Origin of the sequence: Kribbella sp. NPDC050459 (assembly GCF_040655315.1) — a bacterium.
Taxonomy (GTDB): Bacteria; Actinomycetota; Actinomycetes; order Propionibacteriales; family Kribbellaceae; genus Kribbella.
Window position 1 is genome coordinate 315401 of record NZ_JBFAJQ010000004.1, and the last position, 14460, is coordinate 329860.

At 69.4% G+C, this 14460-nt stretch carries 10 protein-coding genes; 2 read left to right on the forward strand and 8 right to left on the reverse strand.

What is annotated here, in order from left to right; genetic code table 11:
- Nucleotides 1-3 precede the first annotated feature (3 nt).
- The 7 genes from glgB to AB0I12_RS17560 all read right to left on the reverse strand — a co-directional run bounded on the left by glgB (nucleotide 4) and on the right by AB0I12_RS17560 (nucleotide 8265).
- Nucleotides 4-2241, reverse strand: a complete 2238-nt coding sequence (gene glgB, locus AB0I12_RS17530; protein WP_359930268.1) for a 1,4-alpha-glucan branching protein GlgB — start codon at nucleotides 2239-2241, stop codon at nucleotides 4-6.
- Between the two features lie 99 nt (nucleotides 2242-2340).
- Nucleotides 2341-3753, reverse strand: coding sequence for an aminoglycoside phosphotransferase (locus AB0I12_RS17535; RefSeq protein ID WP_359930269.1), 1413 nt, complete (start codon nucleotides 3751-3753; stop codon nucleotides 2341-2343).
- Nucleotides 3754-5454 (reverse strand): maltose alpha-D-glucosyltransferase, encoded by a 1701-nt coding sequence (treS, locus tag AB0I12_RS17540; protein ID WP_359930897.1) that lies wholly within the window; start codon nucleotides 5452-5454, stop codon nucleotides 3754-3756.
- A gap of 306 nt (nucleotides 5455-5760) precedes the next feature.
- Nucleotides 5761-5985: a hypothetical protein gene (locus AB0I12_RS17545; protein ID WP_359930271.1), complete on the reverse strand. Its 225-nt coding sequence runs from the start codon at nucleotides 5983-5985 to the stop codon at nucleotides 5761-5763.
- A gap of 26 nt (nucleotides 5986-6011) precedes the next feature.
- Nucleotides 6012-6227: a hypothetical protein gene (locus AB0I12_RS17550; RefSeq protein ID WP_359930273.1), complete on the reverse strand. Its 216-nt coding sequence runs from the start codon at nucleotides 6225-6227 to the stop codon at nucleotides 6012-6014.
- A gap of 14 nt (nucleotides 6228-6241) precedes the next feature.
- Complete coding sequence (locus tag AB0I12_RS17555) at nucleotides 6242-7048, reverse strand: hypothetical protein (protein WP_359930274.1); 807 nt, start codon at nucleotides 7046-7048, stop codon at nucleotides 6242-6244.
- 116 nt (nucleotides 7049-7164) lie between these two features.
- Nucleotides 7165-8265, reverse strand: a complete 1101-nt coding sequence (locus AB0I12_RS17560) for an OmpA family protein (RefSeq protein WP_359930275.1) — start codon at nucleotides 8263-8265, stop codon at nucleotides 7165-7167.
- Nucleotides 8266-8540: 275 nt separating this feature from the next.
- Here AB0I12_RS17560 and AB0I12_RS17565 point away from each other — a divergent pair, with 275 nt between their 5' ends.
- Nucleotides 8541-9041: a winged helix-turn-helix domain-containing protein gene (locus AB0I12_RS17565; protein ID WP_359930277.1), complete on the forward strand. Its 501-nt coding sequence runs from the start codon at nucleotides 8541-8543 to the stop codon at nucleotides 9039-9041.
- A 24-nt stretch (nucleotides 9042-9065) separates the two neighbouring features.
- Nucleotides 9066-9953, forward strand: a complete 888-nt coding sequence (locus tag AB0I12_RS17570; RefSeq protein ID WP_359930279.1) for a glycosyltransferase 87 family protein — start codon at nucleotides 9066-9068, stop codon at nucleotides 9951-9953.
- A 7-nt stretch (nucleotides 9954-9960) separates the two neighbouring features.
- Here the strand turns inward: AB0I12_RS17570 and AB0I12_RS17575 are convergent, their stop codons facing one another.
- On the reverse strand, nucleotides 9961-14364 hold the full coding sequence (locus AB0I12_RS17575; protein WP_359930280.1) for a S8 family serine peptidase: 4404 nt from the start codon (nucleotides 14362-14364) through the stop codon (nucleotides 9961-9963).
- Nucleotides 14365-14460 lie beyond the last annotated feature (96 nt).

Here is a 14460-nt window from a genome sequence, read left to right on the forward strand (position 1 = left end):
ACGCTACCCGGTGAACCGCAGGTACACCGTCGCCAGGGGTGGCACGGACAGCTCAGCGCTGCTCTCCAGCCCGTGCCACGGCGTGCCGTTGGCCTCCACCGCGCCGAAGTTGCCCACACCGGACCCGCCGTACGACGTGGCGTCGGTGTTGACGACCTCCTCCCAGCGGCCGGCGTACGGCAGGCCGAGACGGTACCCGTGGTGCGGGATCGCCGAGAAGTTCGCGATGCACGCGACGGCCGACTGACCCCCGGAGTCGTCAGGGCCGTACCGGACGAAGGAGAACACGTTGTTGCCGGCGTCGTTCGCGTCGATCCAGCTGAACTTGTCCGCGTCGTGGTCGGTCGCCCAGAACGCCGGGTTGTCCTTGTAGACGCGGTTCAGGTCGCGGACCAGGTCCTGCAGGCCCTGGTGGTCGCTGTGGTCCAGCAGCCACCAGTCCAGCTCACCCTTCTCCGACCACTCCGACTCCTGACCGAACTCGCACCCCATGAACAGCAGCTGCTTGCCCGGGTGCGCCCACATCATCGCCAGGTAGGCGCGCAGGTTCGCGAGCTGCTGCCAGCGGTCGCCCGGCATCTTGCGCAGCAGCGAGCCCTTGCCGTGCACGACCTCGTCGTGGGACAGCGGGAGGACGAAGTTCTCGGAGTAGGCGTACATCATCGAGAACGTCATCTCGTGGTGGTGGAACTGCCGGTGCACCGGCTCGTGCTCCAGGTAGCGGAGCGAGTCGTTCATCCAGCCCATGTTCCACTTGAAGCCGAACCCGAGCCCGCCGAGGTGGGTGGCCCGAGTGACGCCCGGCCAGGACGTCGACTCCTCGGCCACCGTGATGACGCCTGGTACCCGCTTGTAGAGCGTCGCGTTCATCTCCTGCAGGAACGAGACGGCCTCCAGGTTCTCCCGGCCGCCGTACTGGTTCGGCACCCACTGCCCCTCGGAGCGTGAGTAGTCCAGATAGAGCATCGAGGCGACCGCGTCCACCCGCAGGCCGTCGATGTGGAACTCCTCGGCCCAGTAGATCGCGTTCGCCACCAGGAAGTTCCGCACCTGCGGACGGCCGAAGTCGAAGACCAGCGTGCCCCAGTCGGGCTGCTCGCCGCGGCGCGGGTCCGGGTGCTCGTACAGCGGCGTGCCGTCGAACCGGGCCAGCGCCCAGGCGTCCTTCGGGAAGTGCGCCGGCACCCAGTCCACGATCACGCCGATCCCGGCCTGGTGCAGCCGGTCGACCAGGAACCGGAACTCGTCGGGGTCGCCGAAGCGCGACGTCGGCGCGAAGTACGACGTCACCTGGTAGCCCCACGAGCCGCCGAACGGGTGCTCCATCACCGGCATGAACTCGACATGGGTGAAGCCCATCTCGTTGACATAGGCAACGAGCTCGTCGGCCAGTTCGCGGTACGACTTCCCCTTGCGCCACGAGCCGAGATGCACCTCGTACACGCTCATCGGCTCGGCGTACGCCTGCGCCGCGGCGCGCCGCTCGATCCACGCGGCGTCGTCCCACTCGTACGTCGACTCGTGCACGACGGACGCGTTCGCCGGGGGAGTCTCGGCCAGGTTCGCCATCGGGTCGGCCTTCTGCCGCCAGACGCCGTCGCGGCCGCAGATGTCGAACTTGTACCGCGTCCCCGGGCCGATGCCGGGCACGAACAGCTCCCACACGCCGGAGGAGCCGAGCGACCGCAGCGGATGCGCCCGGCCGTCCCAGAAGTTGAAGTCGGCGGTCAGCCGGATGCCCTGCGCGTTCGGCGCCCAGACCGCGAACGACGTACCGGTGACGGCACCGCCCGGGCCCTCGTAGCGGCGGACGTGGGCGCCGAGCACGGTCCACAGCTGCTCGTGACGGCCTTCGCCGATCAGGTGCAGGTCGACCTCGCCGAGCGACGGGAGGTACCGGTACGGGTCGTCGACCTCGGTCGCGGGACCGTCGGTGTAGGTGACCTCGAGCCGGTAGTCCGGGACCTTGTCGAGGTCCAGGACGCCGACCCAGACGCCGTCGTGCTCGTGGCGCAGGTCGAGGCGCTGCCCGTCGTACAGCACCGTCACGCTGTTCGCGTACGGACGGAGCGCGCGGACGGTGACGCCGTGCTCGCCGAGATGCGGGCCGAGCACCTGATGGGGATCGTGGAACGTGCCGGCGACCAGCCGCTCGAGGTCGGTCCGGCTGACCGGAACCGCTGTCACCACAGGCTTGTCGGCCGACACCACCGGCTCCTCAAAAGCTTCACGCTCTCCCATAAGCCCCATCCTGCCCGATCACGTCGTCGTTCACGGCACCCCGTACCCGTCGACTCCCGAAGTACACAAACCCAGTCGGTCAGCGCGCAGATTCGGGGTCTAGCGTTCGGCCAACTGCGCGGCGGCCGACAGCGGGATCTGCAGCCAAGTAGGCCGGTTGCGGGCCTCGTAGAGGACCTCGTAGATCACCTTGTCGGCGAGGAACGCGTTCAGCAGCACGTGCTGGCCGCGCGGGTCGGTACCCGCCACCTCGGCGTACCCGTCGCAGAAGGCCTGCTGGTTGCGCGTCGCCCACTCGGCCGCGCGGTACGCGATCTGCTGGTCGCCCTGGTGGTCTTCCAGCAGCGACCGGGCCGCGTAGTCGAACGAGCGCAGCATCCCGGCGATGTCCTTCACCGGGGTGTCCAGCGCCCGGCGCTCGACCAGCGACTTGGCCGGCTCGCCCTCGAAGTCGATCAGCTTCCAGCCCTCGATCGTGCGCAGCACCTGACCCAGGTGGTAGTCGCCGTGGATCCGCTGCACGGTCACCGGCTGGTCGTAGGCCGCGAGCGCGTCGAACCACCGGCCGAGACCGTCGCGGTAGGGCTGCAGATCCGGGATCACCGACGCCGCGTGATCCAGTCGCCGGTGCATCGCGTTCGCGTGCTCGACCAGCTTGGCCGGCTCCCAGACGTCGGTGCCGAGCGCCTTCGCCAGCTCCGAATGCACCTGCGCCGTGCTCGCGCCGAGCCGGTGCGACTCCGGCGCGAAGTCACCGCCGACCTCCTCGGCGTGCAGGTCGGCCTCGGCGTACAGGTCCCGCACCGACGAGGTCGCGAACGACCAGCCGTCGGTCGAGTTGCTCTGGAACGCCGTCATCATCGCCAGCTCGCCGCTGTCGGTGCCGCCGCCCGCGCGCGGCCACCTGCCGCGCGCCGACCCCAGCACCTCCGGGACCAGCTCGGACCCGGCCTCGGTGAGCGCCGACTCGATCTCGACCCCGGGGTTGCTCCCGGGCTCGAGCCGGCGGAACACCTTCAGCAACGCCACGTCGCCGAACACCAGCGACGTGTTGCTCTGCTCCACGGTGAGGACCAGGGACTGTGCGTCGGGCGGCACCTCGACGTGGTGGTCCGGCGCCTGGACGGGATGGAACTCCAGCCCGTCCAGCTGCCGTCCGTGCGTCAGCCCGTCCAGCCAGTACGGCGTCGCTTCCTTGTCGTGCAGCGCGTCGTACACCCAGACCTCGGTGTCGCCGAGGTCCGGCTCGACCCACTCGCCGACCAGCGCGTGGCCGAGGTTCTCGACCGGTGCGTGGTGGTAGCTGAGCGGCAGCTGGTACACCCGGATCGGGATCTCGATCCCGGGCGGACCCGCACAGTAGACGAACCCGATCCGGACCGCGGGCCAGGCGTCCGTGTCCGACAGCCAGGCCGAGGTGGCCATCGCTTCGACATGAACGTCGTGTCCCTTCTCGCCGAACCACCTCTGGCCCGCGCAGAAGGACTGGACCTGGTCCAGATGGGAAGTCACTTAAATGCTCTCCTCGTGGTTATCCGGCTTCGCCACCGGCAGCCGGAACCAGTAGAAACCGTGGGCACCGAGGGTCAAGAGGTAGGGCAGTTCCCCGATCGTGGGGAAGTGCACACCACCGAGAAGTTCGACCGGCTCGACGCCCTGCCACTGCCGCAGGTCCAGCTCGATCGGCTGCGGGAACCTGGACAGGTTGTTCACGCACAGCACCACGTCGTCGCCGAACTCCCGGACGTACGACAGCACGCTCGGGTTGGAGCCGCCCAGGTCGGTGAAGGTGCCCATGCCGAACGACGGGTGCTGCTTGCGGGTCTGGATCATCCGCCGGGTCCAGTGCAGCAGCGACGAGGCGTTCTCCATCTCGGCCTCGACGTTCACCGCCTGGAAGCCGTAGACGGGGTCCATGATCACCGGCAGGCTGAGCTTGCCCGGCGTCGCGGTGGAGAACGAGGCGTTGCGGTCCGGCGACCACTGCATCGGGGTCCGGACGCCGTCGCGGTCGCCCAGCCAGATGTTGTCGCCCATGCCGATCTCGTCGCCGTAGTACAGGATCGGGGAGCCGGGCAGGCTGAGCAGCAGCGCGGTGAACAACTCCATCTTGTTGACGTCGTTGTCCAGCAGCGGTGCGAGCCGGCGGCGGATGCCGATGTTGGCCTTCATCCGCGGGTCCTGCGCGTACTCGCCCCACATGTAGTCGCGATCCTCGTCGCTGACCATCTCGAGCGTCAGCTCGTCGTGGTTGCGCAGGAAGATGCCCCACTGGCAGGTGTCCGGGATCTCCGGTGTCTGGGCCAGGATCTCCGAGATCGGGAACCGCGACTCCCGGCGCACGCCCATGAAGATGCGCGGCATCACCGGGAAGTGGAACGCCATCTGGCACTCGTCGCCGCCGGAGTCGCGGTCGCCGAAGTACTCGACCACGTCGGCCGGCCACTGGTTCGCCTCGCAGAGCAGGACGCGGTCCTCGTAGTTCGCGTCCACCTCCTTGCGGACCCGCTTCAGGAACTCGTGGGTACGCGGCAGGTTCTCGCAGTTGGTGCCGTCGGTCTCGAACAGGTACGGCACCGCGTCCAGCCGGAAGCCGTCCACGCCGCGGTCCAGCCAGAACTTCAGCGCCTCGATCATCGCATCGCCGACGGCCGGGTTCTCGAAGTTCAGGTCCGGCTGGTTCGAGTAGAACCGGTGCCAGAAGTACTGCCCGCGGACCGGGTCCCAGGTCCAGTTCGAGGACTCGGTGTCGACGAAGATGATGCGCGCGTCGGAGTACAGCTCGTCGGTGTCGGACCAGACGTAGAAGTCGCCGTACGGACCGTCCGGATCCTCCCGCGACGCCTGGAACCAGGGGTGCTGGTCCGAGGTGTGGTTCATGACGAAGTCGACGATCACCCGGATGCCGCGGGCGTGCGCCTGGTTGAGGAACTCCTCGAACTCGGGCACGGTGCCGATCTCCGGCATCACGTTGGTGTAGTCGGAGATGTCGTACCCGCCGTCGCGCAGCGGCGACGGATAGAACGGGGGTAACCAGAGACAGTCGACGCCGAGCCACTCGAGATAGTCGAGTTTCTCGGTCAGGCCCTGCAGGTCGCCGATGCCGTCGGCGTTCGAGTCCTTGAAGGACCGCACGAGGACCTCGTAGAAGACGGCCCGCTTGAACCACAGCGGGTCACTCTTCGTCAGTCCGTGGTGCTGCTCCGGCAGCATGTCGGTCACGCTCACCTCCATCGGGTGTCTCCAAACCTAGCGGTACTGCGGCTGGCACTGCTGCGCGCCGCCACGACGTGACGACGCTGTGTGGACTCGGACGGACATGCACTTGTCCTCGTACCCCGTTGCGGCAGGGTTAAAAGAAGGAACTGCGCGTGGGTCCGGACGACTCCGGTGATGTGGTGACGCCGTGGGTCGGACGGTCCCGCAAGGCGTTGCGCACAGTCTGACGGCCCTTCGGCAGTACAAGCAAATAGGGCTCGCGATCCGGTCCTGCTGCGATTCGATGACGACCCGCGGCCGTCAGCGACGACGCCCTTCGTTCTGCCGCTCGGCCCCCTGATCCCGCCGGATCCGCCCACCCCCACGCCACAACCGAGGCCGCCGCTGCACCGCCCCCTTGGCGTCCGCAACCCCCCGCCGAGGATCCTTCTCCGCCAGCACTTCCGCAGCCGTCATCACCTTGTCCGGCTCCAACGCCTCCGGCTTGCCGGGCTCCGCCGCACCCTCTTCCACCGAACCGGTCACGGTTCGATCGTAGGACTGTGCTGGGGTCAGTTTTCCGGGATGTCCACGTCGACGACGAGTTGGTCGGGGGCGCCGGATTCGGCTACTGCGCGGGTGATCTGGGTGCGGAGGTCCTCGAGGGAGGCCTCGCGGGTTTCGCCTTCGCCGGAGACGAAGATGTCCGGGGTGAGGGCGGCCTCGGCGATCCAGGTGCCGTCCTCGTCCTGGGCGGCGATGTAGGGCAGGTGGAGCTGGTGTCGCACGGTGTCTCCCGGGGTCATTCGCGCGGGTCCGCGGCCTTGCGCGGACGGCGGGCGTACTTGGTGAAGCCGGCCCGCTCGGCATCGGCCTCGGTGCGGAACCAGACCTCGGGCTTGGTCCGGCCGTAGTACGGCGAATCGGGCGTGTGGAACAGCATCGACTGTGCGTTTCCCTTGATCGTGAACCCGTCCGGCGGCCCCTGATGCGGCACCGCGTCGGCCGAGCCCTCGCCGTACCTTCCCGCCGGTACGCCGGCCGCGTCGCCCGCGCCCGTTTCCGCGCCCGGCTGGATGTGGTCGAACAGCGTCGGCTCCCCATCCATCAACTGCGAGAACTCCGCCCGCTTCTCCGGTGCCCGAACGGCGGCCGGTGCGTCGGCACGCGGCTCCTCCGCGGCAGACAGTTCCGCCGCCGCGCGCGACTCGCCACCGGCAGACGGCTCGTGGGCTGCCGGAGGGTTGCCATCGGCGGACGGCCCCTCGGCACCGGGCGGCGTACTGCTGGCGGACGGCTCGTGGGCAGCGGACGGCTCCTGCGCTGCAGGCGGCCTGTCACCCGCAGACGGCGCCTGGGCCGTGGACGGCTTGCCATCGGCAAGCGGCTCCTGGGCGCCCGGCGGTTCGTGGGCTGCGGGTGTGGGGATCGGCTCGGGTGCGGCCGCGCCCGGCTGGGGTGGTGCCGGCGCAGGTGCGGGGGCGTCGGCTGTGGGGACCGGGGGAGTGGCGGTGGCGGGGCGGCGGTCCAGGAGGTACCAGGTGATGCCGGCGCCGAGGAGGAAGGCGAGCAGGGAGCCGATCCAGTTGTCGCGGAGGAGCCAGCTCATCGGCGGGCTCCTCTCGCCGGCGTGCGGACCAGGCGGTGCAGCAGCCAGGCGGCCGTGCTGCCCAGGACGAACGCGACCAGCAGCAGAATCCAGGTCTCGGCGATCAGCCAGCTCATTCAGTTCCCCTGCACTACTCGGATCTCGGCGCGGCGGTTCGCGACCCGCCCGGCGCCGGTGGCGTTGGAAGCGATCGGGAACGCCTCGCCGTACCCGTGCGCGAGGATCCGGTCCGCGCGCACCCCGAGCCGCACGAGCTCGGCCTTCACCGCGGCGGCCCGGCGCTCGGACAGCGGCAGGCTGGTCGCGGCGGAGCCGAGGTCGTCGGTGTGACCGGCCACCTCGACGCGCACCGTCTGGCACGACTTCAGGACGGCGGCGGCCTTCACCACGGACGGCTTGGACGCGTCGTTCACGATCGACGTACCGGACAGGAAGTTGATCCGGTACTCCCGGCTGAACGCGGCCAGCCGGCTCTGGAAGGTACGGCACGGCTCGCTGAGCGCGGTCTTCGGCGGCGCCGGCAGCTCCAGTTCGTCCGCGATCACCGCGCCGGGAACGGCCGTCGCGGCGGCCCGGGCGATGGTGGCCTTCGTCGCCTGGTCCGGCACCTGACCGGACAGCGTCACGGTCTCCCCGTCGTACCGCACCGAGGCATCGCCGCTGCCGATCGCGAGCGCGCGCAGCAACGCGGTCAGCGCCGACGCGCCGGCGAGCCCGTTCGCGGCGTCGATGGTGGTGCGGTCGTCGTACTCACGGTCCGGACCGAGCACCTGCTCGACCTCGGCACGGATCCCGTCCTTGACAGCCTGGCTCTGCACCGGCGCCTGCACCCGGATCGACCGGTCCGTCCGCCCGACCTCGAACGCCGGTACGTCGGAAGGCCGCGGCGCACTGCTGCTCGCCGGGGCGCTAGGGGTCGGCGTGCTGCCTGAGTTGTTCTCGACCGCGACCGATCGGACGCCGTCAACCCCGGCCACGATCTCCCGGACCACGGCCGGATCAACCCCGGACGGCACGATGATCCGTGCGCTCCGGCCGTCGAAGTCGACGGAGCCGGCCTCGATGCCGCGGGCCTTGAGCGCGGCCTCGGTGCGCTCGCGGAGATCGTCCTCGGTGGTGCCGGCGCGCGCCGGAATCAGCACAGCGGTCAGCAGCACAGGTACTGCGAGAGCCGCGAGCAACCAGATGACGAGCGGCCGCCGAACCAGACCGGGCACTGTTCCTCCGTGGATGCGGTCAGAGTGGCCGTGCCCGAGGAGACTACTCCGCCACCCTTGCCGAGCGCACACCCATCGGGGGAGCGTCGCAGGTTTTCCTGTCCTGTCTCGGACAGGACGCATATGTGCCAGCCTGCCGCGCAGTGAATCCCTTGACTTAGTTCGGGCCGTGAACCGTACTTATGGCGGGTCGTTTCGACTGGGAGGGGCTTCCTGTGTTGGCGATGGCTGGTAAGTCAGCGGACAGACCGTCCGACTCTTCGTTGATCATCGGCGTGGCCGCGACCACCGCCGAGCGCGTCCAGCTGGCCCGTCTGCTGGGTGAGGCCGACGCGCTGCTGTTGGTGTCGAACGCCGACCAGGCGCGCGCGTTCCTGGACCTGACCGGTGTCGCGGTGGCTCCCAGCGCCGCGGTCGCCGTACCGGCCGTCGCGGCGCCGGCGACTGCGGAGCGGCGGATCCAGGCGGTCCGGGCCCCCGAGCCGGTCGCCGGGCTGCGCCTCGACGTCGACCGCCGGGTGGTCCGCTGGAAGGATCGTGAGATGCCGCTGACCCGGCTGGAGCACGACTTTCTGCACTGCCTGGTGGCGGAACCCGGCCGGGTGTGGACGTACCAGCGTCTGCACCACGCGGTCTGGGGCAACGAGCACCTCGGCCGCGGCTCGCACATCCACTCGGTCGTCAAACGCCTCCGCCAGAAACTCGCCAACCTCGGCGCCACGGTCACCATCCACGCCGTCCGCGGCGTCGGCTTCCACCTCCTCCCCGCCGCCTGACCGCCCCGCGCATCCGGACAACGGATGCAACCAATTCCGGCCTGTACCGCATTGAGTCTCCAGAGGAGATCGCCGCCGATCTGGTGGGGGCTGACCGGCGCTGCCGCCGTGCTGCTCCTTCCGACAGTCGTCCTGAATGGTGCGATGTGGGGGCAGGCCGACTCGACGTACGCCGCCCTGTGCGTGGCCGGGCTGTACCACCTCCTGTGCAGGCGCCCGGTCCGCGCCGGCGTCTACTTCGGCCTCGCCCTCGCGTTCAAGCTGCAGACCGTCTTCGTGTTCCCCGCGCTGCTTCTGTTCGCGCTGCGCCGGGAACTGCCGCTGCGCGCGCTCGCGATGATCCCGCTGCCGTACCTGCTCCTCGACGTACCGGCGATCCTGCTCGGCGCGGACTGGCAGCGGCTACTGCTGGTCTACCTCCGGCAGACCGGGGCCGACACCCGGCTGACGGTCAACGCCCCGTCGATCTACGCGCTGCTCGACCTCGACCCGGCGTTGCGTCGCCTGTGCGTGCTCGGGGCGGGCGTCGTGCTGCTCGCGCTGGTGGCGGTCGCCGTGCGCGCCAGGCTCACCGACGAGCGGATGGTGCTGTACGTCGCGACGTCGGCACTGCTGACGCCGTACCTGCTGCCGTCGATGCACGAGCGGTACTTCTACCTCGCTGAGGTGCTCACTGTGGTGGCGGCGTTCTGGCGGCCGGTGCTGCTCCCGGTACCGGTGCTGCTCCAGGTGGCGGCGGTGTCGACGTACCTCAACTACTTCCCGAGACCGCGGCAGATCGGCGACCTCCGGATACTTGCGGTCCTGGTTGCCGTCGCGATCGGAGTGCTGCTGGCTTGGCTGCTGACAAGCCGACCGGCCCCGGACGAGGTCCGGGGCCGGTCGGGTCAGCAGAAGCTGACTGCTACTTGATGAACCGCTACTTGATGGACTTCAGGGCGAAGTCCTCGGTGACCGGTTCACCGGCCAGGAGCTTCGTGGTACGGGTCTGGGGCTTGTAGCCGTCCTTCGCGGCGATCAGGGTGAGTGGGTTGTTGCGACGGTCGAGCCAGTAGGCGTACTTACCGTCCTTGTCGGTGATGAAGGTGTAGGACTGGGCCCACGAGTCCACCTGCACGATCGCGCCCGGGAGGGCGGCCGAGGCGCCGGACGAGCTGACGCCCGTGACGGTGCCCTGCAGCTTGCTCCAGGTGGTGGGCGGGGTGACGTTCATCGTCACGCCGACCGGAGCGACCGTGTAGGGGGTGTTCTCGCCGATCGTCACGGCACCGCTGTAGGTACCGGGCTGGTCGACGCTCGCGGTGAGCGTGACCTTGACGGTCGTCGACTGTCCCGGGGCCAGCGTGGCCTCGGTCTTGTCGATCGACAGCCAGCTCACGTCCGCCGACGACTCGGCGCAGTCCTCGAGACCCGGCAGGGCCTCGCTGTCCGCGGTGGCGGTGAAGCCACCGGACGAGCCACCGACCTTGTAGAAGCCGCAGGCCGCACCACCGCGGTACCGCGGCAGGTTGGCGTTCGGCAGCGCGGTCCAGGCGTCCGCCGACGGGTCGTACGAGAACCCGGCGTTGGTCACCGCACCGGCCTGGACACCGCCGACGATCAGCAGCTTCCCGCCGGCGACGGCGTACGACGCCGCCCAGTGGTCGGCCGGAGCGTCCGCGATCGCCGTCCACGAGTCCGCACTCGGGTCGTAGACGTACGCCGACTTCAGCGAGTTCGTGCCGTCGTTACCACCGGCGCAGTACAGCTGGCCGTCGATGGCGCCGCAGGACGCGAACGCGACCGACTTCGGGTAGTTCGCCAGCGTCTCCCAGGCGTTCGCCGCCGGGTCGTACCGGACGACCGTGTTGCTCATCGGCAGACAGTTGGAGGTGGTGCACCCGCCGACGGCGTAGAGCTTGCCGTCGAGCACGGCTTGACCGGCCGCGGCCCGCGGGGCCGGGTTGGCGGCCAGTGCGGTCCAGGCGTTGGCGGCCGGGTCGTACGACCAGGTCTCCGGCGCCGGGCCGGACGATCCCCAGCCGGAGCTGGCGATGATCTTGCCGCCGATGACACCGACGCTGATCGCGTTGCGAGCACCCGGCAGCGGGGCGATCGCGGTCCAGGCGAGCGCCGCCGGGTCGTACACGTAGCTGTTCCCGGTGGACGCACTACCGTTGCCGCCGGCAATCGAGTAGACCTTGCCGTCGACGTTGACCACCCGGTTGTCCATCACGGTCGCCGGGTAGTCGGCGATGTCGGCCCACGGAGCCGCCATCGGCTGCGCGGCGGCCGGCGAGGCGCCGGTCTTGCCCGACAGCATCCGGGCGAACGAGGTGTCCACGGCGAGCCGCTGCAGCGGGGCGCCGGGCCCGTTCTCCACCTGGGCCTTGGTGGTCGTGGTGCCGTTCGCGTTCTGCAGGACGAAGCCGCTGTCCTTCTCGCCGAACTTGACGTCCACCGGCGCGCCGCCGGTGTTGGTGACGGTGAACGACTTGGTGACCTTGCCGGTCGGCAGCTTCAGGTTGCCGGTGACACTGCCCGGCGTGACGGCCAGCTGGCCTGCCTTCAGCGTGAAGTCGGCCGTGGTGGTCCAGTCGGCCTCCACCGCGACGGTCGCGGTCGAGCTGACGTAGTTGCCTGCCTTGGCGGTGAAGCCCTGGTTGCCGTCCGCGGACGAGTACAGCCAGTAGAAGCCGTCGTTGAGACCGGTGTCCTCGGGCGTCGCCACGGTGGTCGCGGACTCGGTGCTGCCGTCACGGGTGACGACCGCGCCGTTCACGAAGCCGTTCGTGTTGGCGTCCTTGACGTTGCCGACGACGATGCCGCCGCCGGTCGGCACACAGGTGACCTGGCTGCCGACGAGAACGTTGTCGACCTCCCACCACCATTCGTACGAGGCGTTGTAGTAGTGGAACCGCACCTGCACCGCGGACTGGCCGGCCGCCTGCGGGATCGCGATCTCCTTGACGCCGCGGACGTCGGCGGCCTGGGTGAGCACGTTGCTCCAGGTGGCGCCGCCGTCGATCGACAGGTCGACGTCGGCCTTCTCGCCGCTGAGGTAGTTCAGGTCCTGGTTGAACTTGATCACCGGAGCGGTGACCGAGGTCAGGTCCACGACCGGGCTGACCAGAGACGTGTCCTGGGACCCGCCGCTGCCGTACTTGTCACTGTCGATGACCGCGAACTTGCCGCTGCCACCAGCCAGGTTGCCGCGGTTGCCCGGGTCGTCGAACTTCCAGACCTGCCCGTTGCCCTTGTTGTCGACGACGGTCCAGCCGCTCGGCGCGGCACCGGAGTCGAAGGTCTCGTAGACGCCGTCCGAGCCCCACTTGTAACCGGGCGCGGTGGTGCACGAGTTGGCGTCGGCCGGGACCGCGATGTTCTGGGTCAGGTTGCCGCTGCCGACCGTGATCGGCTGGCTGACGGTCTGGTAACCCGGGTACTTCGTCTCGACCTTGAGGCTGTACGCCGCACCGGACGGGACCTTGAGGCTGTACCGGCCGTTGCTCGGGGTCGTGTAGTCGAGCACACCGCCCGGGCCCTCGACCGTCACCTTCGCGTACAGCGGCCAGCCGTGGCCGGAGCCGTCCGTGACGGTGCCGCCGACGCTCACCTGCGGAGTGCTGACCAGGGCGAAGTTCTTCGTGGTGGTCTGACCGGTGGTGATCGTGACGGTGGCGGTCTGGGTGGCGTACCCGAAGGACGCGACCGTCAGGGTGTAGTCGCCGGCCTGCAGCACGGACGTGAACGCGCCGGTGCTGCTGGTGGTCAGCGTCTTGTCGGCCTGACCGTCCTGGTGCACGGTCACGCTCGCACCCGCGAGCGCGGCACCACCGGTGGCGGCGGTGACGGTGCCGGACAGCGTGCCGGTGTCGCCGATCGGCGCCGCGTCCAGGAGCGCCAGCGCGTCCAGACGGCCCTGACCGAAGACGTTGTTGTTCGCGTCGGTGCCGCCGCACTGGCTGTTCGGCGTGTCGATCGCGGTCGAGTTGAGCAGCGCCCGGGTCGCCGCGACGTCACCCTTCAGCGACGGCGAGGCCGACCAGAGCAGGGCCACGGCGGCGGTCAGGTGCGGTGTCGCCATCGACGTACCGTTGAACGCGCCGTAGGTGTTGCCCGGCAGGCTGGACCGGACGTTGACACCCGGAGCCGAGATGTTCGGCTTGATGGTGCCGTTCTGGCCCACGCCGCGGCCGGAGAAGGACGCGATGTTGTTGTTGATGTCGTAGGCGCCGGCCGAGTAGTTGCTCGTCAGGCTGCCCGGCGAGCCACTGCTCTGACAGGCCGAGCCGCTGTTGCCGTTGGCGAACGCACCGAAGATCCCGGACGCGGTCCAGGCCAGGGTGATGTCCTCCATGAACGGGTCGTTCGACGGCAGCGTGGAGCCCCACGAGTTGTTGATGACGTTCGGCCGCTTGCTCGCGTCCGGGTTCTGCCCGGCGAGGTCGGTCGGCTCGAGCATCCACTGGCCGGACTCGATCAGCGCGGCGTCGCTCGGGCAGCAGCCGTTCGCTGCGATCCACTTCACGCCCGGGGCGACACCGATCTGGTTGCCCGCGCCGTCGTCGCCGGCCATGGTGCCCATCGTGTGGGTGCCGTGGCCGTTGCCGTCGGACGGTGCGTTCGGCGAGGTGCCGGCCGCGTCGAACCAGTTGTAGTTGTGGTTGAAGGTGCCGTCACCGTTGTTGCCGCGGTACTGGTTCACCAGCGCCGGGTGGTCGTACTGCACGCCGGTGTCGATGCTGGCGACGACGATGCCCTCACCCTTGTCGCCGTACTGCGACCAGACCTGGTTCGCCTTGATGTTCGCGACGCCCCACTCGACGGCCTGGATCGCCTTCTCCTGCTGGCCCGGCGTGACCTTCGGTACCTCGATCTGGAGCGGCGCGTACAGACCCTCGACCTCGGTGTGGCCGGCCAGGGTCTGGGCCAGGTCCAGCGAGCCGCTCTCGATGCGGATCGCGTTGGTGCCCCAGAACGACTGGTACTTCACGTGCTGCGCGTCCAGCTCGGCGCGGATCTTCGCCTGGCTGTCCGCGGCGGCCTTCTTCAGCGCGGCGGCGACCGCCGTACCGCGCTCGTTCCAGTTGGTGATCTTGCTGGCGGCGGTCAGGTCGGCCTTCGCCGCGAACCGGACCCAGTAGTCCGTCGCGGCCTTGGCGTCCTTGCCGTCCAGCTTCTCCATCAGGTCCGGCTTGATCTTGGAGGCCGGTGTGGCCTGCGGCTTGGTGGGCGGTGACGCTTGGGCTTGGCCGGCGGCGGCCATCCCGGTCGCCAGCACGGCCACCGTCGCCAGGGCACCCACCAGAGATCTGGCGAGTCCCTTCCGTTGATGTGACATCTCTGCAGCCCCTCACTTGAAAGACCCCGAGTCGACTCCCCCGAGTCATCTGCTGCAGGAGGGCTATAGTGCGAACACTGCGTGCCCCCCGGGTCG